The 18,197-nt window shown below is 63.5% G+C and carries 16 protein-coding genes; 8 read left to right on the top strand and 8 right to left on the bottom strand.

Translation table 11 applies throughout. The annotated features are described in order from the left end of the window. Positions 1-144: 144 nt before the first annotated feature. A complete protein-coding gene (locus tag AC1DK4_RS22645) occupies positions 145-840 on the bottom strand; it encodes a FadR/GntR family transcriptional regulator (protein ID WP_441621077.1) in 696 nt (231 codons plus the stop codon). A gap of 182 nt (positions 841-1,022) precedes the next feature. On the opposite strand from AC1DK4_RS22645, the gene AC1DK4_RS22640 reads away from it, so the two are divergent. Beyond that, a complete protein-coding gene (locus AC1DK4_RS22640) occupies positions 1,023-1,904 on the top strand; it encodes a fumarylacetoacetate hydrolase family protein (protein ID WP_441621075.1) in 882 nt (293 codons plus the stop codon). A 109-nt stretch (positions 1,905-2,013) separates the two neighbouring features. Then, positions 2,014-2,985, top strand: a complete 972-nt coding sequence (locus AC1DK4_RS22635) for a tripartite tricarboxylate transporter substrate binding protein (RefSeq protein WP_441621074.1) — start codon at positions 2,014-2,016, stop codon at positions 2,983-2,985. An 82-nt stretch (positions 2,986-3,067) separates the two neighbouring features. Here AC1DK4_RS22635 and AC1DK4_RS22630 read toward each other — a convergent pair whose 3' ends face one another. Continuing rightward, positions 3,068-3,670, bottom strand: coding sequence for a DJ-1/PfpI family protein (locus AC1DK4_RS22630; protein WP_441621072.1), 603 nt, complete (start codon positions 3,668-3,670; stop codon positions 3,068-3,070). Positions 3,671-3,764: 94 nt separating this feature from the next. Between AC1DK4_RS22630 and AC1DK4_RS22625 the strand changes: the two genes are divergently transcribed. Together AC1DK4_RS22625 and tolA are read left to right on the top strand one after the other, a co-directional pair. Continuing rightward, on the top strand, positions 3,765-5,099 hold the full coding sequence (locus tag AC1DK4_RS22625; RefSeq protein ID WP_441621093.1) for an aminotransferase-like domain-containing protein: 1,335 nt from the start codon (positions 3,765-3,767) through the stop codon (positions 5,097-5,099). 218 nt (positions 5,100-5,317) lie between these two features. Next, on the top strand, positions 5,318-6,064 hold the full coding sequence (gene tolA / locus AC1DK4_RS22620) for a cell envelope integrity protein TolA (RefSeq protein WP_441621070.1): 747 nt from the start codon (positions 5,318-5,320) through the stop codon (positions 6,062-6,064). A gap of 95 nt (positions 6,065-6,159) precedes the next feature. Here tolA and AC1DK4_RS22615 read toward each other — a convergent pair whose 3' ends face one another. After that, positions 6,160-7,056 (bottom strand): LysR substrate-binding domain-containing protein, encoded by an 897-nt coding sequence (locus AC1DK4_RS22615; protein WP_441621068.1) that lies wholly within the window; start codon positions 7,054-7,056, stop codon positions 6,160-6,162. Positions 7,057-7,227: 171 nt separating this feature from the next. On the opposite strand from AC1DK4_RS22615, the gene argH reads away from it, so the two are divergent. The 3 genes from argH to AC1DK4_RS22600 all read left to right on the top strand — a co-directional run bounded on the left by argH (position 7,228) and on the right by AC1DK4_RS22600 (position 10,378). Next, on the top strand, positions 7,228-8,766 hold the full coding sequence (gene argH, locus AC1DK4_RS22610) for an argininosuccinate lyase (protein ID WP_441621066.1): 1,539 nt from the start codon (positions 7,228-7,230) through the stop codon (positions 8,764-8,766). A 19-nt stretch (positions 8,767-8,785) separates the two neighbouring features. After that, on the top strand, positions 8,786-9,748 hold the full coding sequence (locus AC1DK4_RS22605) for a Bug family tripartite tricarboxylate transporter substrate binding protein (protein ID WP_441621064.1): 963 nt from the start codon (positions 8,786-8,788) through the stop codon (positions 9,746-9,748). A 204-nt stretch (positions 9,749-9,952) separates the two neighbouring features. Further along, the gene (locus AC1DK4_RS22600; protein WP_441621063.1) at positions 9,953-10,378 is read left to right on the top strand and encodes a RidA family protein; all 426 of its coding nucleotides are present in this window, start codon (positions 9,953-9,955) and stop codon (positions 10,376-10,378) included. A gap of 208 nt (positions 10,379-10,586) precedes the next feature. Here AC1DK4_RS22600 and AC1DK4_RS22595 read toward each other — a convergent pair whose 3' ends face one another. Together AC1DK4_RS22595 and AC1DK4_RS22590 are read right to left on the bottom strand one after the other, a co-directional pair. After that, on the bottom strand, positions 10,587-11,579 hold the full coding sequence (locus AC1DK4_RS22595; protein WP_441621061.1) for a quinone oxidoreductase family protein: 993 nt from the start codon (positions 11,577-11,579) through the stop codon (positions 10,587-10,589). Between the two features lie 50 nt (positions 11,580-11,629). Next, a complete protein-coding gene (locus tag AC1DK4_RS22590; RefSeq protein WP_441621059.1) occupies positions 11,630-12,607 on the bottom strand; it encodes a Bug family tripartite tricarboxylate transporter substrate binding protein in 978 nt (325 codons plus the stop codon). A gap of 146 nt (positions 12,608-12,753) precedes the next feature. On the opposite strand from AC1DK4_RS22590, the gene prpR reads away from it, so the two are divergent. After that, entirely contained in the window at positions 12,754-14,757 is a 2,004-nt protein-coding gene (prpR, locus tag AC1DK4_RS22585) for a propionate catabolism operon regulatory protein PrpR (protein WP_441649942.1), read from the top strand. A gap of 120 nt (positions 14,758-14,877) precedes the next feature. On the opposite strand, the gene AC1DK4_RS22580 is transcribed toward prpR, so the two are convergent. From AC1DK4_RS22580 to AC1DK4_RS22570, 3 genes are all read right to left on the bottom strand, one after another. Next, positions 14,878-15,843: a Bug family tripartite tricarboxylate transporter substrate binding protein gene (locus tag AC1DK4_RS22580; RefSeq protein WP_441621055.1), complete on the bottom strand. Its 966-nt coding sequence runs from the start codon at positions 15,841-15,843 to the stop codon at positions 14,878-14,880. Between the two features lie 154 nt (positions 15,844-15,997). Further along, positions 15,998-16,615: a TetR/AcrR family transcriptional regulator gene (locus tag AC1DK4_RS22575; RefSeq protein ID WP_441643484.1), complete on the bottom strand. Its 618-nt coding sequence runs from the start codon at positions 16,613-16,615 to the stop codon at positions 15,998-16,000. A gap of 275 nt (positions 16,616-16,890) precedes the next feature. After that, positions 16,891-18,150, bottom strand: a complete 1,260-nt coding sequence (locus AC1DK4_RS22570) for an MFS transporter (protein WP_441621051.1) — start codon at positions 18,148-18,150, stop codon at positions 16,891-16,893. Positions 18,151-18,197: the final 47 nt, after the last annotated feature.

Genomic DNA, 18,197 nt, shown 5'->3' with positions numbered 1-18,197 from the left:
GGCGCCGCCTTTCGCAACCATAGTGGGCGTTGGGAGCCGTTGCCAGGCGCAGGCTCGCTCGACGAGATGGCCCAGGTGGTCGTCACGCTCCTGGAGCCGTACCTACAGCCTGATAATTATTAAATCTATTTACGGGATGTTGTACTAGTAACCCAGAAGGTTCTTCCTCACATGCGCGAGGTGTGCCAATGTCGCTTCGCGTGCTTGCTCGATATCCCTGTCCTTGAGCGCCCTGACGATGGTGCGATGCTCGATCTGGTAGGCCGCCCGCCGCTCGGGCGTGACACTCTTGCGCTTCATCGCACCCCACTCGCCCGTTGCCCTGACGCGATTCATCGATTCGAATACGTCCAGCACGAAGTTGTTGTGCGCGGCGGCGGCAATCTGCCGGTGCAGCGCGCCGTCCCAATACTCGAACAGTTCCAGGCTGGTGGCGGCCTCAGCTTCGTCGCAGCACCGCTCCATCTCGGCGAAGTCCACCGCGGTGGCGTTGCGCACGATTAACTCCACCAGGGCGGGCTCGAAGACCAGGCGCGCCTCCATCAGGTCTGCCGGGCTGACGTTGGTCGTGGTTGCGGCACGCTCGACGCCGATCGTCTCCTGGATATCGTCGGCCACATAGGTTCCGCTACCTACGCTCTGGCGCAAGAGACCCTTCTCCTTCAACTGTGCGATCACGCGACGTACGGTGGAGCGCCCGATCTGGAACGTCTCGCTAAGCCTTCGTTCGGTCGGCAGTTTCTGCCCGGCGATCCACCGTCCGCTCCGGAGGTTCTCCAGAATCTGGTTCTTGAGAGCCAGCGCGCCCTGGATACCGTCTTCCTCGACAAGTTGCGTCATCCCTGTTTCCACCCTGTAACTGGCCAGCATTCTATCGCACTGGACTAAATTGGGCCAATTTGGGTTGGCGGCCGGGGCATTGCAGCGGCCTGAGTTTTATCAAAACTGCATTGACTGCCGGAAAACCTTGGCGTTTAATTGGGTTGTTATGGACTCAAAAACAACCCAATTAGGCCCAATTTATGAAGCTAGCCCGCATCCAGACTGCCACCGGCCCGCGCGTCGTCGCGATCTCCACCGATGGCAAGAGCTACTGCCAGACCTTCAGCGATGGCGTCGCCCATGAGGGCGACATGGAATCGCTGATCGGCAAGTTTGTCGACGGCGCCAGGCTGGCCAGTCCGCCCGCGGATGCCGCCTGGAAAACACTCGATGGAACGAAGCTGCTCGCTCCGCTGAGTCCCCGGCGCAATGTCTTTTGCGTCGGCAAGAATTACCACGAGCACGCCAGGGAGTTCCAGCAGTCAGGCTTCGACTCGTCGTCCAAGGATGGGGAACATGCCCCGCCCTTTCCTGTGATTTTCACCAAGGCACCAACTGCCATCATCGCCGACGGCGAGGCCGTCGATGCCCATCGCCAGATCACCTCGCAGCTGGACTACGAGGCGGAACTTGCCATCGTCATCGGCAAGCGCGGCAAGGCGATCTCGAAGGCGAATGCCTGGCAGCACGTCTTTGGCTACACCATCGTCAACGATGTGACCGCACGTGACCTGCAGCAACAGCACCGCCAGTGGTTCCTCGGCAAGTCCATCGACACCTTCTGCCCGATGGGACCGTGGATCGTCACGGCGGATGCCGTCGATGGCGCCAATCTGAAGATCCAGTGCCGCGTGAACGGCGAACTGCGCCAGGACGCCAATACCGCCGACCTGATCTTCGACATCCCGACGCTGATCCAAACGCTGTCCGCGGCCATGGAACTGCACCCCGGCGATGTGATCGCGACCGGTACGCCGGCGGGCGTCGGCCTGGGCTTCAAGCCGCCCAGGTTCCTGCAAGCAGGCGACGTGATGGAAGTGAGCATCGAGGGCATCGGCACCCTGACCAATCGCGTTGTCTGAGGGCAGCCCCGGCAGCGCAGTGCGCGTCGGGTGACAAAAAACAAAGCCTGGCAGACCTGCGCAATCCAGACGACGCGGGCTGCCCACGCCGGGGACGGCAGGAGACAAGATGAACAACAAATGGCTCTGCATCTCAGGAGCGACGCTGGTCCTGGCCGCGTCAGCGGTTTCGGCTCAGGATTCATGGCCCGCGCGGCCAATCACCATGGTGGTACCCTTCGCGCCCGGCGGCGTGGCGGACGCGGTGGCTCGGCCGGTCGCGGAAGCGCTCTCGCGCGAACTTCACCAACCGGTGGTGGTGGACAACCGGGGCGGCGCCGGCGGCGGCATCGGCATGGGCTACGTCGCCAAGGCAGCCCCGGATGGCTACACGGTCCTGATGGCACTGTCGTCCATCTCCATGATTCCGGAGGCGGACAAGGTCATCGGGCGCAAGCCGCTGTTTCAGCTCGATCAGCTCAAACCCATTGCGCGCTTCACGGCCGATCCCACCGTGCTGGTGGTACGCGCGGACAGCCCATGGCAGACCGCGAAGGACTTCATCACCGACGTGAAGTCGCATCCCGGCCGCTATAGCTACGGCTCGTCCGGCAACTACGGCACCATGCATGTGCCGATGGCCATGCTGGCCGACCAGGCTGGCCTTAGCATGCTCCACGTACCTTACACGGGTGCCGGCCCGGCGGTGGTTGCCCTGATGGGCGGCCAGGTGGATGCCGTCTCGACCGGCCCCTCCTCGGTCCTCCAGTTCATCAAGGGCGGCAAGCTGCGCGCACTGGCCCAGTGGGGCAACAACCGGCTCGCCGCGCTCCCCGATGTACCCAGCCTGATGGAACTGGGCCACAACGTCGAGTTCGCGCAGTGGTCGGGCCTGTTCGTGCCCGCCGGCACCCCCGATCCGGTCATCAAGCGCCTGCGCGACGCCGCGCGTATCGCGGCCGCCGATCCCAAGGTCAATTCGGTCATCCAGAACGCCGGTTCGCCGGTCCTTTATATGGATTCGCCCCAGTTCCAGGCGTATTGGGACAAGGATGCCGGCAAGATCGCCACGGCCGTGCGGAAGATCGGGAAGGTGGAGTAGGCAGTGCGGGGCGCGCTGCGGCGCCCCTGCCCTCTGCGGTGTCCTGGCCCGCTCCAGGGCACGAGCTTTTCCATGCGATGCGTCACTGTGGCAGGTACGGCGCGATGTTCTTGAGCGCGTTGGCAACGTAGGCTTCCTTTTCGCCCACGGGGGCGACGTAGTGAAGCGCCGCCGCAGCGGCCTCTGGCCCTTCGGCGCGGGCGATGATCCAGGCAGCCAGGTATGACGAGGCAAGGCAGCCACCCGCGGTAGCGACGTTACCGTGCGCGTAGAAGGGCTGGTTCAGAACTTCCACGCCGGCTTCTTGCACCCACGGCTTGGTGGTCAGGTCCGTGCACGCCGGCACGCTCCCCAGGAGGCCGAGCCTGGCCAGAATCAACGTGCCGGAGCACTGGGCCGCAATCAGCTGGCGACCAGGATCAAGCGCCAGGCGCCCCATCAGCTCCGAATTGCCGACGACCTCGCGTGTCTGCATCCCGCTGCCGATGACGACGGCATCGGCAAGCGGAGCGTCGTCGAGCAAGGATTGGGCACGAACGGTAACGCCGTTCATGGACGTGACTTCCGGCTTCGGGCAGCAGAGGGTCACGCGCCAGTCACGCTTCTTGATTCCGTTGAGGATGCCCAGAGCGATAAAGGAATCCAGTTCATTAAAGCCGTCGAAGGTAAGGATTGCGATGTGCATGGCGGTCCAAGGTGGCGAGATCGTGGAAGGAGACGCGCCCATCGTAGGCGAGACAAGGAATACAATCAAAAAATTGTCATGGATACATTGCGCGATGGCTGGATCCCGATACAAGCAACTGGTCGATGGACTCGCCGCCGAGATCCGCACGGGACGGCTGCGGCCCGGCACCCGCCTGCCCACGCATCGGCGCCTGGCCGAGCGCCACGGCCTGGCGCTGGTGACGGCGTCGCGCGTGTATGCCGAACTCGAGGCGATGGGGCTCGTTAGCGGCGAGGTCGGGCGCGGCACTTTCGTTCGCGAGATCGCCCTCCCCCCCGGCCGGGCCATCGATCAGCAAGCCGTGGCGGCGGGTCTGGTGGACCTGAACTTCAATTATCCGTCGCTACCCGGGCAGGCGGATCTGCTGCGCAGCGCCTTGCGCCAGCTTGCCGCTGGCGGTGACCTGGAGGCCATGCTGCGCTATGCACCCCATGGTGGCCGGATACACGAACGCGCGTGCGTCGCCCGGCACCTCGCAGCGCGCGGGCTGACGGCCGACGCGTCCACGGTGCTGCTCGTGGACGGCGCACAGCACGGCCTGGCGGTGACTGTCATGGCGCTGCTTCAGCCGGGCGACGTGGTCGCGGTCGATGCATTGACCTATCCGGGATTCAAGGTTCTCGCCGAGGCACAACGGCTGGAGCTGGCGCCCGTGCCGGCAGCCGGACAGGGGCCGGACCTGGACGCGCTGGAGCACCTGTGCTCGCGCCGCCGGGTCCGGGCCGTCTACACAATGCCAACCTTGCACAACCCACTGGGCTGGGTGACGAGCGAGAGTCGGCGCCGCCGCCTGGCCGCGATCGCGCGGCGGCACGGCTTGCTCATCATCGAGGACGGTGCCTACGCCTTTCTGGCCGACGACCCGCCGCCACCGCTGGCTGCGCTCGCGCCGGAGACGACGGTCTATGTCTCCGGCTTTTCCAAGAGCGTGGCGACCGGGCTGCGCGTGGGGTTCGTCGTCGCACCGCACGCATGGGTGCCGAAACTTGAACGGGCGATCCGAGCCACGACCTGGAGCACACCCGGTGTGACGACGGCGATCGCCTGCGCCTGGCTGGACGACGGTACGGTCGCGCGCCTTGAAGCAGAGAAACGGCGCGACGCCGTGCAGCGACAGGCGGTGGTCGGCGACGCCCTCGCCGGGATGGCGTGCGTGCGCCACCCTGCGTCTTACTTCGCCTGGCTTCCTTTGCCGGAAGAGATCCGCGCCGACCGGGTCGCGGCGGCGCTGATGCGCGACGGGGTCTCCGTGTCGACGGCCGAGCCCTTTGCCACGTCGCAGCATGTGCCGCACGCCCTCCGCCTGGCGGTCGGCTCGGTCGGGCTGGACAGTCTGCGGAGTGGTTTGCAGACCGTCCGGCGGGTGATCGGCGAGCAGTTTTACTGAAAACCTGGATGGCGGCCGGCATGCCTGCGTCTTTCCCCGAAACCGGTGGCGGGTTGCAGCGGCCGCTCGTCAATTGACGTGAGGCCTTCGGCACCTATACTCAAACCGGGTGATGGGCGGTTGGAGGCAAGCGCCTGGGGCATTGCGCTTCCGATTGTCGCCCTTCCGTCTTAAATCGACCGCACCGAAGACCGGCCGCCTGTTTCCCGCCGCGCGTCATGGAGTCCATCGCCTATCCCTATCAAATGCCACAGGAGCGGGGAACACTGAAATGTTTCCTGCTGGCTCTGTTCATGCACGTGCTGCTGGGCACACTGCTCTACTACGCGGTCCACTGGCAAAGCCGGACCCCGGCCGGCGTGGAAGCCGAGTTGTGGGACGCGGAACCCGACGTCTCGACCCAGCCCGTGATCCAGCCGAAGCGGGAGCCACCCCAGCCGGTGGTGAAGCCGGAGGAAAACGCCGACATCGCCTTGCAGGCGCGCAAGCGCCGCCAGGCAGCCGCGGCGGCCGAAGCAGCCAGGCAGGCTGAGCAGCGCGACCACAAGGCGCGCGAGGCCGAGCGCCAGGCGGCCGCAAAGCAGCAGCGGCTGAGCGAACTGGCACGCCTGCAGGCAATGGCCAACAGCGCCCCCGCCCCCGCTACTGACGGTGTGGGCGGCCGCGCCGGCAACGGCGCCGGCAGGGGTGGCACCGCCTCGCCAGGCTATGCGGACCGGGTGCGGCGCCGCATCTTGCCGAACATCATCTACACCGAAGAGGTGGCCGGCAACCCGACCGCGGTGGTCGCGGTGCATCTGGCCGCAGACGGCTCGCTGCTGTCGGTACGCCTCGCCAAGTCCAGCGGGAATGTCGGCTGGGACAACGCGGTGCTGCGCGCGGTGGAGCGATCCGATCCCCTGCCTCGCGACGAAAACGGCGTGGCGCCTCCCGACATCAACATCTACTTCCAGCCGAAGGAATAGGCAGCGCAAGCCAAGGTCAGCCTTCGGTCGAGTTGGCGGCCGCTTCCTGTCCTTGCGCATGACACTGCAGCATCTCCATGCCGCAAGGCGCGCCTCTACGCACGGTTTTGCGAATTGAACGCATCAAAGGTATTGCGTACGCATTCCACAATCCGGCCTGCCAGGAAGTTGAGCGGGAAATGGTCGGACGTGACTGCGAAGCTGCGGAACATCACCTCGCCCGAGAATGGAACCTCGCACGCGTCGGCGAGACCCAGCGCACGGCTCACGATCGGACTTACGATCGACACGCCGAGTCCCTTGCTGACCATTTTGCAGATGGTTGTGGCGTAGGGCGTTTCGATGGCGAGCACCCTGGATCCCGTCGGGAAATGCCGGTCGATCTCGCGCCGGTTCGCGCTTTCCGTCGGCAGCGAAATAAAGTGCTCCCCTTCGAAATCGGCGGGATCCAGAACGGCTCTTGTCGCCAGCCGATGTGAACCGGGAACGATGCATATTCCTTGCGCAGCATTGATTTCTTCATAGTGCAGACTGGGTAATTCGGTAGGGACAGAGCAGAATCCAATATCGCAAAACCCCGTCGCGGTCCATTTTGCCACCACGTCCGATCGCCCCATATTGAGCAGAACCGGGATATCGGGAAAATCCCGCCGGAAAACAGCAATGGCGTCCGGCAGCACGCTTTCAGCAATGGAGCCCACGGCGCCGACGCGGAGCAATCCGGTACCCCTGCGCCGTATGGAATTCGCGCTTTCGTCAAGAGACTCCAGGCCAATAAAGGCACGCTCGACGTCCGCATAAAATGCCTCCGCCTCGGCGGTGGGAATGAGCTTGGTGCCGATGCGCTGGAACAGTTCAAAGCCCACCTTGCGCTCCAACAATGCAATCCAGCGACTGATATTGGGTTGCGACGTATGCAAGAGCCCCGCCGCCGTGGTCATGGAACGCGACATCATCACGGCACGAAACGCTTCGATCTGCTTGAAGTTCATTGTCCGGGCTCCAGAAAGGACCGGATTGTGACACGCGCCGTGCTGCGCCGCGCCGGGGTGCCAGCCCCGCAACCCATATCGGAATTGTATAGGAAGCTACGAAACGCTGATTTGACGTATAGGTCCCTGGAAACCAAACTCGATACAGGTTTATTTCAAGAGAGTGTGAAAATGGAATCCAAAGTCAGCCGCCGCCTCAAACAACCTCCCGCGAAGGAGGTTATCCAGTACATTTTCCAGCCCCGCACCACGCGAGAATTCTTCACCAAGAATTTCGATGTACTTACACAGATCAACCTCGCTCACCTGGCCATGCTGGACCAGCAGGACATTCTCGACAAAACCACGACGGCAGCACTTGCCAATGCATTATTGAAAATGCAGCAGGATGGTCCCGAGGCCGTTGAGCTCGATGCGGCGAGAGAAGACGCCTATTTCAATTACGAAGCGCACCTGATCCGGCTTGTCGGCCAGAATCTCGGTGGCCGCCTGCATACGGCACGGAGCCGCAACGATATTGGCGCGACCAATGACAGGATTCGCGCGCGCGGCTTTGTGATCCGGATTTGCGCTGCGCTTATAGAGCTATGCGATGCCGCGCTGAACCAGGCGGCCCGGTACGCCAGCCATGTCATGCCAGGCTATACCCACATGCAGGCCGCCCAGCCGATCACGTATGGCTATTACTTCTCGGCGCTGGTCGAGGCATGGTCCCGGGACATCGACCGGTTGTTGCATGTGCTGGAAACCCTAGACGGCTGCCCGATGGGGGCGTGTGCACTCGCCGGTACGTCGTTCCCGATCGATCGCACCCTGACCAGCACCTTGCTTGGCTTCAGCCGGCCGCTCGGCAACGCGCTGGACAGCGTAGCGTCACGAGACTTTGCCCTGGAGCTGAGCGCAACGCTCTCGATCATGATGATTACGTGCAGCCGGATGGTGCAGGATTTCTATATCTGGTCGACGCCCGAATTCGGCTTCCTGGTGTTTCCGGATAGCATCGCGGGGACGTCAAGCATCATGCCGCAAAAGAAGAATCCGGTCGTGCTCGAGTACCTGCGCGGCAAGACCGCGCATCTGATCGGGCTCACCTCGGCCGCGCTGACGACGGTGAAGTCCTCGCACTTCACGCATTCCGGCGACAGCAGCCGCGAAAGCACGCGAACCTGCTGGGAGAGCTGCGAAGAAGCGCAGAAATGTCTTGAACTGATGAAGCTGCTTGTGCAGGACGTGCAGCCCGATCGTGAGCGCATGGCGTCGCGTGCGGCGGCCGATTTCTCCACGGTGACCGATCTCGCCGACCTGCTTGTCAGGAAGGCCGATCTTTCGTTCCGCGATGCCCATCACATCATCGGCGCCGTGGTGCGGCGCGCACTCGACGATGGCCTGCCGGCCACCGCGATCACGCCAGCGATGATCGATGCCGCGGCAGAACAGCAGGTCGGACGACCGGCAGCGCTTTCGGCGGAGGACGTTGCAAAATGCCTGGATCCGATCTGCAATGTCAATGGACGCCAGTCGTACGGTGCGCCCGCGCCACAAGGCGTGCTCGAGCGGCTCGATGCACAGCGACTCGCGCTCGGCATGCGCGCCGACACCCTGGAGGCCACCGACAAACGGATTCGCGAGGCATCCGCATTGCTGGAGCAGCGTACCCGGGCGCTTGTCACGCCTGACCACGCGCCGCTGGCCCGGGCGCAGGCGATCTGACGTTCGAGAGGAGACAACCATGTTCAAGTTCACCGCAGTGCTGGTTGCTGCCATGGGGTGCTGCTCTGTCGCCGGCGCGCAGGGGTATCCCGACAAGCCGATCGACCTCGTCGTGCCCTTCGCTCCTGGCGGGACCGTGAACCTCACCGCGCGGCTGCTGGCGACCCGCATGTCCCAGGTGCTGGGGCAACCGGCCATCGTCGATAACAAGCCAGGCGCTGGCGGCGCCATCGGCGCGGCGTTCGTCGCCAAGGCGCGCGCCGACGGGTACACGCTTCTGTATGCAACGATGGGCAATCAGGTCATCCAGCCGCTGCTATCGAAGAACCTGACGTTTTCCCCGTCGAAGGACCTTGCGCCGATCGCGCTCTTCGCTACGGTACCAAACGTGCTGGCCGTCTCGGCGAACACGCCAGCGAAGAGCATGGCCGAGCTAATCCAGTATGCGAAGGCCAATCCTGGAAAACTCAATATGGGGTCGGCAGGCCAAGGGTCCGTCAACCACATGATCGGTGAGCTTTTCATGCTGCGCACGGGCGTCAGGTTCACGCACGTGCCATACAAGGGTGCCGGGCCGGCAACGGCCGATCTCCTTGGGGGCCAGATTCAGATTCTCTTTGCGAATCTTCCAGGCCTGCAACCGTATGTGAAGTCGGGGAAAATCCGGCTGCTCGGCGTGGCCAGCCGGCAAAGAAATGCGGCAATCCCCGATGTGCCGACCTTCGGTGAACTTGGCATCAAGGACGCGGAAACGGAGTCGTGGTCAGCGCTGATGGCGCCCGCCGGAACCAGCGCGGAGGTCATCAGGAAGCTGCAAGACACCGTCAGGTCCGTCGCCACCGAACCGGCAATGGTCAGCCAGCTCACAGCCCAGGGGGCGCGGCCGTTCTATGGCACCGGCGAAGACCTGAACAAGGTGATCGCCGAGGACAACAAGCGTTGGACCGAGGTGATCAAGCGCGCCAACATTCAACTGGACTGACGGTACCGAGTTATTGCCAGAGAGTACCCCCCGGGCATCTCGACGATCCGGACGCCGTTGGAATCTGCGGCTCAGACAAAGGCGGCGTGCAGCCCGGTCAAAGACCGGGCTTCGTCGATCGCACCGGGGAAGCAGCCCAGACAACCCATTTCGCGGCACTGGCCGATCCCACGAGTTACTCCACTCTCCAGACAGAAATACCAGATGACAGACCGTGACGTTCTCGTACCGCCGACACTGCAACCAATCATCGAGCGCGCTGGCTACGCGCCCGCGCTCAAGGTCGGCTCTACCGTTTACTGCGCCGGACAGGTCGGGCGTACTGCAGACCTTGAAGTGATTGCCGATCCTGAAGCGCAATTCCTCGCTTGCTGGGAAAACCTGCGCGTACTGCTGGAAGCGGCCGGTTGTACTTTCGAGGACGTTGTCGATATGACGACGTACCATGTGCAGATGCGTCAGCACATGCCRCTCTTCCGCGAGGTGAAGAATCAGGTGTTTCCACGCGGGACGTGCGCATGGACCGCCATCGGTGTCTCAGAGCTTGCGCATCCCGGCCTGCTTGTCGAAATCAAGTGCGTGGCAGTGAAGCGAGATGCGGCAGCGGCAGGACTGTCCGCCAACTGTTGAAGACTTGCGTGGCAAGAGCCGAGCGGCCTCAGCAGGCGCGCGTCGCTTGCCGGCCGGTCCTGGCCAGCCGGCAGCGCACCCGCGGATGGCCGGATCGACCCGCGGATTCAACCGGTCAACGCAACGGATTCGTGGAATCGTTCGGCTGGTGTATCGAAGTCTGGTGTCCTTCGGGGGCGCTCATTGAGCCCCCCTCCCCGTGCCGCTTCTAAGCGGCAATCGATAATACGGACTTCCCGATCTGCTGCCGTTGCTCGATCATCGCATGTGCCTGCTCCACATCGGCAAAGCCATAGCGCTTCGCGATGGGCATATGGAGCTGCTTCGAGGCGAGCGCCGCGAAGATGTCATCCGCGCGTCGCTGTACCGTCTCGGGATCGGACATATGGTCTGCCAATCGAGGCCGGGTCAGGAACAAAGAGCCGCTTTCCCCCAGTTCCATGGGGTCCAGATCGTCCACCGATCCGGAAACGTTGCCGTAGTTGATCACCAGCCCGCGCTTGCGCGTGGCGCGGAAGCTGTCGCGCAGTGTCGCTTTCCCGACCGAGTCGAATACCACATCAACACCATGGCCCCGCGTGGCTTCGCGTATTGCGTCGGCGAATCGGCCGTGGTCGTAGAGCATGGCGTGATCGGCGCCGAGGCGACGCGCCACGGCACACTTTTCCGGCGAGCTGCCCGTCGCAAAGACAGTAACGCCGGCGGCCTTGCCCATCTGTACGAGCAACTGTCCGATGTTGCCCGAGGCGGCGTGCACCAGGCAGGCCTGCCCGGCATGCAGCCTGGCCACCTCGTTGAGCAGATAGTGGGCGGTGCTGCCCTGGAAGAGACTGGCCGCCGCCTGATCGTAGGCGATGTCGTCGGGCAACCGGACCGCGAGCCCCGCCGGCACCCGAGCGTACTCGGCATAGCTGCCCCATGCGATGCACCAAGCCACCCGGTCGCCGGGCGCGAAGCGGCTTACTTCGCTACCTACATGGACCACCTCGCCGGCTCCTTCCATACCCAAGGTGCATGGGAGCCGCACTGGGTAGGTCGTCGACATCGCATATTTGCCCTGGCGCGTATGCACGTCCATGAAGTTGATGCCGGCGTAGGCGACTTTCACAACGATGTCGCCGGGGCCGGGCTCCGGTGCCGGTATTTCCCGGCGTTGCAGGACTTCGGGGCCGCCATAGCTCTCGATCATGATGGCTTTCATTTTGTTCTCGGAAGTTGGTTGTATGTATAGAAAAGCGATGTCCAGGTAAGTCAGCTCGGTTCGATGCCGCTGGAGCGGATCAGTTGTTGCCAGCGGCTTCTCTCGGCCTTGACGTAGGCTGCAAATGCCTCTGGTGTCCCCCCGCCTGGCTCATTGCCCTGGGATAACAGGAGGGGTCGAATCTCGCGGTCCTCGAGCGCTTGATTGACGGTCTTGTTGAGAATCTGGACCATGGACGTCGGCAAGCCGGCGGGGCCAACCAGCCCCTGCCAGTTCTCCACCTGAAATCCGGGGACGCCTGCCTCATTCAAGGCTGGGACGTCCGGCAGCAATGGCGAACGCCCCTTGCTGGTAATCGCTAGAGAGCGCACCTTGCCCATACGCGTTGCCGGCAGCGCCGAGTACATCGGCTCGAACAGGAAATCAAGGCGGCCGCCCAACAGGTCGACCATCGCGCCGGCGCCGCCCTTATAGGGGATATGTACCAGGTTGGTGCCAGTCATGGATTTCAGCAATTCGCCGGAAAGATGATGCGCGCCGCCCGCTCCGCTGGAACCATAAGACAGGCCGGTGGCGCTGGCCTTGGCGGACCGTATCAAGTCGGCCACCGTTCTGTACGGCGAATCCGGCCTCACCAGCAACAGCAGCGGGCCGCGCTCAATCAGCGCGATCATTGTCAGGTCCCTGGCCGGATCGAACGAGAGGTTGGCAAACAGCGAAGGATTGACACTCAACGGGCCAAGGTTGCCGATGCCAAGCACGTAGCCATCGGGCCTCGCCCGTGCCACGTATTGCGTACCGATGTTTCCCGCGCCGCCGGGCCGGTTTTCCACCACGACCGGTTGCGCCAGGGCAGTGCTCATGAAGCGGCCCACCTGGCGTGCCCGCAAATCCGCGCTTCCGCCGGCGCTGTAGGCGACGACAAGGGAAATCGGCTTCACGGGATAGCGCTCGCCGGCGCGCGCCACCGCTAGTGGGGCGGCGCCGAGCAAGGTCAAGGCAATGCGGTTGAAGTCTCTGCGATTCATAGGTTTTCCTGCTGGTTCGTAGGTGACTCCATAAGCGCAATGACCATGCCACATGCCGGAGCGAAACCAGGCGTAGCGTAAGCGATTGATTATTAACGGAAAATTTAGTCTCCGGGTCACCAGGACAACAAAAGAACAGATTCACATTGGAACGCTATCGTTTCACTTTGAAACGAACGAATGAAACGCTAAACTGGCACCACCAGTTACGCCACCCGACGCTCCTCATGGAAGAACCCCCAAAGCCACGCCGCCCCGTGATCATTGGCGTAAGCGCCTACCAACTCGCGGAGCACATCCGCGACGTGGGTGCGGCGCTTCACGCGCGCGCGCAAGTGAGCGTGGTCGACGCCCATTTTGAAGAGGCGCTCGCCGAGATTCAGCGTCGGCAGGAAGCGGCGCCGTGCGACGTCGTGGTCTCAGCCGGAGCAAATGCGGAATTCCTGCGCAGCCACTTGTCGATTCCGGTGGTCTCCGTACGCGTCGGCGGCCATGATGTGATGGCCGCCATCGTCCGGGCCAGGGCAATCTCCGAACGCATCGCCGTGGTGCTCCACCGCGATGCCGGTGATGACATGGCGAAGTTTGCGGAAGTGTTTGCATTGCCAATTGCATTTCGGTCGTACGAGTCCGCCCCGGACGTCCGCAACGTGATCGACGAGCTGCGGCGCCTGGACACGCGCGTGGTCGTGGGCGCGGGCGTAGTGATGCAGGCGGCAGCCGCGGCGGGCATGGCGGGGGTGTTCCTCTATTCGGTCGACTCGGTGCGGCTTGCACTGGAAGACGCGATCGCCCTGGCGAACGCGAAGGCAGTCGAGCGCTCGCGGTATTCGCTGCTGAACAGCGTCCTTTACCACCTTGGCGATGGCGTTGTCGCGCTGGATGCTGCCGGCCGGCTGATCGCGGCCAATCCCGCAGCGGAGAAATTACTTGGCAGTCCCCTCATCCCATCTACCGGGAAAACGCTCTCGCTACCATTCCCTGCCTTGCGCCCAGGACGCGCCCTGTCAGATGGCGAGCATGACAGCGGCGCCGTCGAGGAGATCGACGGACGCACGGTAATCGTTGACCGGGCGCCGCTGTACGAAGGGAATGCGCGCGTTGGGGCGGTACTGACCCTGCGCCAGCCGACACGCGTCGAGAAGGCCTTTAACCGGCTTCGAACGCATCGGTACACGCACTCGCAAACAGCCAGGTACAAACTTGAGGACATCGTAGGCGCCTCGCCAGCCATGGCCGCCACCATCACCCGTTGCCGAGTTGCGGCCGAGCGCAGCGATGCTACGGTCCTCATCACAGGGCCAACCGGCGTCGGCAAGGAACTGCTTGCCCAAGGCCTGCATAACGCCAGCCGCCGACGGCGGCACCCGTTCCTGGCGGTCAATTGCGGCGCATTGCCTGAGACGCTGCTGGAGACGGAACTCTTTGGCTACGAGGAAGGCGCCTTCACCGGCGCGCGGCGAAACGGCAAAGCAGGCCTGTTCGAAGCCGCCAACGAGGGAACGGTCTTCCTCGACGAGGTGGCGGAGATGCCATCGCTATTGCAAACGCGGCTGCTGCGCGTCTTGCAGGAGCGGGAAGTGACGCGAGTCGGCGGTACCGACACGATGCAGGTCAATGTCCGGATCGTTGCCGCCACGCATCGGGACCTGTGGGAGCGCGTGCGCGAAGGCGCCTTTCGGAAAGATCTCTTCTATCGCCTTAGCGTGCTGCGCGTCCAGGTGCCACCACTGTGCGAGCGCCCCGAGGACCGCGACTCCCTCACTACGGCGCTGGTAAGTGCCGCGATGCGGCGGGTGCAACTTGCAGACTTGCTTGACGCTGTCCTGCCTGCCGCCCTGGTCGTCGCCAGACAACACGCCTGGCCAGGTAATGTCCGCGAGCTTGAGAACTTCGCCGAGCGTGTTGCCATGGCTTGTCTCGAAGCCGGCGCGGCAGTCCCGGGAAGCCAACTGGCCGCGCTTCTCGACCGTGATGCGTACCACTACGATTCACTGGTCGCCATGCCGGAGCCCCCCGACACCACGCTCTCTGGCATGACCATCGCCAATGTGAAGGAGGTTCTCAATGCGTGTGGAGGAAACCGTACCCTGGCCGCAAAACGCCTGGGTATTGGTCGCTCCACGCTATGGCGCCTCCTCAAGAATTAGCGATTGCTCAGGAGTTTGCCTTGCATAAGGTGGCCACGCGGTCTTAAGTGTGTTGCGTCGTGGCCCCCGATCACCCGGCCAGATCGGGGGGCTCCGGGACAAATCAGTCAGAAGGCCCGATCACTCAGGCTTGACACCCGCTTCGGCAATGACTTTTTCCCAGCGGAGTTTTTCTGATTCGATGAACCGTGCGCCGTCCGCGCGCGACATCGGCATCGGATAGGTGCCGAGGTCTTTCAGTCGGTCGATGAAAGGCTGCTGGGTCAGGCTCTGGTTCACGGCAGCATTGATCCGATCGAGCACAGGCAGCGGCGTGCCCTTCGGCGCGAATACCGTGAACCAGCCCTTGGCGACCAGTCCCGGCGCCACGTCCTTGGCCAGGGGAATGCCGTCGAGGCCGGGCAGGCTTGCATCCGATGTCACCGCAAGCGCCTTGAGCCGTCCCCCGCGCACGAGCGGCACCAGTGGCGCGATGCCATCGACATAGACCGGGATGTCGCCTTTCACAACGGCCTGGATGGCCTGCGTGGTGCCGCTGAAGCTGACCTGCCGGAACTTCGTCTTCTGCAGCTGCCCCATCATCTCGGCCGTCAGGTGCGGCACCGAGCCGCGCGTGGGGCTGCCGATCACCACATCGTCCGGACGGGCCTTGCCCTCCTTGAGCACATCGGACAGCGTCTTGTAGTGCGTGCCCGGGCCGGCCACGAACATCATCGGCGTATAGGCCAGCGTTGCCGCCACTTCGGTATCGCGCCGGATATCGAATTTCGCTTCCTTGTACATCACGGGCGTGGTCACGGCGGCCGCCGCATGAAAGAGCACCAGCGTGTAACCGTCGGCGGGCGCCTGCTTGAGCGCGCTCATGGCAACGATGCCGTTGCCGCCCGGCTTGTTCTCCACGATCACCTGCTGCTTCCATGACGCGGCCAGGCGCTCGGCCATTTGCCGCGCGATGATGTCCGGCGCGCTGCCCGCAATGGAAGGGACGAGAATGCGGACCATCTTGTCCGGATACGCATTCGCGCCGACAGGCAGCGCAATGATGGAACCGGCAAGCATGGCCAGTGTAATAAAGGGGCGCTTCATGATGTCTCCAACGTCTGGCGTACCGGCAACCCCACCGGCGCCGGCACTTATTTGATACACAGTCAAATCAGGATTGTAGTTTTATTGACTGCATATCAAATAAGGAGAAACCACTACGAGCGCGCGTGGGTCGAAGTGACGAGAATGGCCCCGCCTATGCGGCGCGCGCGCTCTTCTTTTTCGCGGGTTTTGCGTCGCGCGGCCAGGCTTCGATGCCGTCGAGCGTAATGCGCAGGCCCTCTTCAAAGGCCGTGTCCGAGGAGAGATGGGAGAACGCCTTGCTGACAAAGCGCGCCCCTGGATATTGCTCGGCCGATACCGATTCGAGCTTGTTCTGGATAAATGCCTGGTGGTAGGCCGGCAATTGCCGCGAGGCTTCGGCCATGCTGGCCGAGACAAGGTATTGCGCCAGGAAATGATACCCAAGCGCGACCTGCTCCGCCGTGAAGCCGCCCTGCATGATGGCCGATGTCATGCGATTGAAGAATTCCAGGCCGTAGTCGGTCTCGCCCGGTTGCACGTCCTGGAACAGGCGATACCGGTTATGCGACGCCACATAGTTGCTGACGCCGGGATTCTCCACTGCCACCTGGAAGCTGAGCCGCGCGATGTGCTCGACGTCCGCCCGCCAGTCGCCGGTCAAGGGCGCCACGCGCTGGATCCGCTGGCGGTAGTAATCGTTCAGTACGCCGGAAACCAGGTGGTCCCGCCCGCCCAGGTAGTAGTGGATCAGCCCGGGCGCCACGCCGAAATCCTTCGCGAGCTGGACCATGGAAATCTGGTCCAGAGGCATCGTCTTGGTCAATTTGATCGCGTGCTGCAGGATCGTCACGCGGCTGAGCATCGGCTCGGTACCGATCGGCGACTCCGTCTTGGGCGGACGCCCGCGACGGCGAGGTGCCGGACTGGATGGTTGCGGTGCGGCAGCCTTGACTGCTGGCGATTTACGTGCGGCAGGCATGATCGAGGGACGAAGCGGACCGCTTCGGAATTGGTAGTATGCCAATTCTATCCGCGTTCGCCCGTCCTGCCAGCTATTGCCCCGCCCTAGGCCGATGCGGCAGCCGCCACGGCTCCATGTCGGCTGCCCATCCTGTAGCGCCCCAGAGACAGCACCAGCGCGGCAGCCACCAGCAATATGCAGGGCAGTATCAGCAACGGCAGATCGTAGTTCCCGCGTGCGTCGAACCACGCGCCCAGGCCGATCGGGCCGATCACGGCGCCAAGCCCGTAGCCAGAGAACGCAATCCCGAACAGCGAGCCGAACGATGTCAGGCCAAAGTACGAGCGGACAAGATAGGAGATCAGATCGCCTTCCGCGCCGATCGTCAGCCCGATCAGCATCGTGGCAATCAGCAGTGTGTTGTAGTCGTTCGAGCCGCGCAGCAGGAATACGCCGATGGCACCGCCCACGAAGAACACACTGGCCACCAGCGGCGCGTGAATGCGATCGATCAACAGGCCAGTCAGCAGGCGCCCCGCCAGCAGGCCGATGCCGACCGTCGACCCACTGCGCGCCGCCATTGCCGCATCGAACCCCCGATCCGCGAACAACGATGGCAGATGCGGCCCGAGGGACAGCGTTGCCGCCGAACTCAAGATGAATACGCACCAGATTGCCCACAGCCGATAGCTGCGTAGCGCCGCCGCCAGTGGCACACCCTCCGGCGCGGGCGTTGCCACCCGCCCCACCTTGTGCCCGGCCCGGAGCCGCTCGCGCAGCAATCCGCACGCCAGCAGCGACAACACGATCGAGCCAGCCGCAAGGCCTACATAAGCCATACGCCAGCCAACTGTCGTCACCAGATACTGCGCGATGATCGGCAGGATGACCGTGCCCACGCCGAGCCCGCACATGGCGATGCCCAAGGCCAGGCCTAGTCGCCGGTCGAACCATTGTGGCAACACGGCCAGGTAGCCCAGCACCGAGGTAGCGGCGCCCGAGACGCCCACCACAATGGACAATGCTACCCAGATCAGCATGCTGCCGTTCTGGAGCGCCATCGCCGCCGTTGCCAGACCGAACACGATTGCCGAACATGCGATCACGCGACGGATGCCAAAGCGGTCCATCAGCGCGCCAACAATCGGACTGACGATCGCCAGCCCAAACATCGAAGCCGCGTAGGAAAGCGATGCCTGAGACCGCCCCCAGCCGAACTCCGCGGCAAGTGGCCTGACGAAGACACCGGCAGTGGCATTGAACAGCGGTGCATAGCCAGCCATCATGCCGAGCGCGGCGCCAAGAATCACGCCCACGTAGATCCAGACAGACACGCGAGGCGGCGCGTTGGGGACGGGTTGCATGGAGTAGTCTCCTTGTTGGCGGTGCCGCCTTATACGGACGGCTACCT

Source organism: Cupriavidus sp. 05N38 (genome assembly GCF_056397345.1).
The sequence above is the reverse complement of the archived record's forward strand: the minus strand, read 5'-3'. Positions and strand labels throughout refer to the sequence as shown.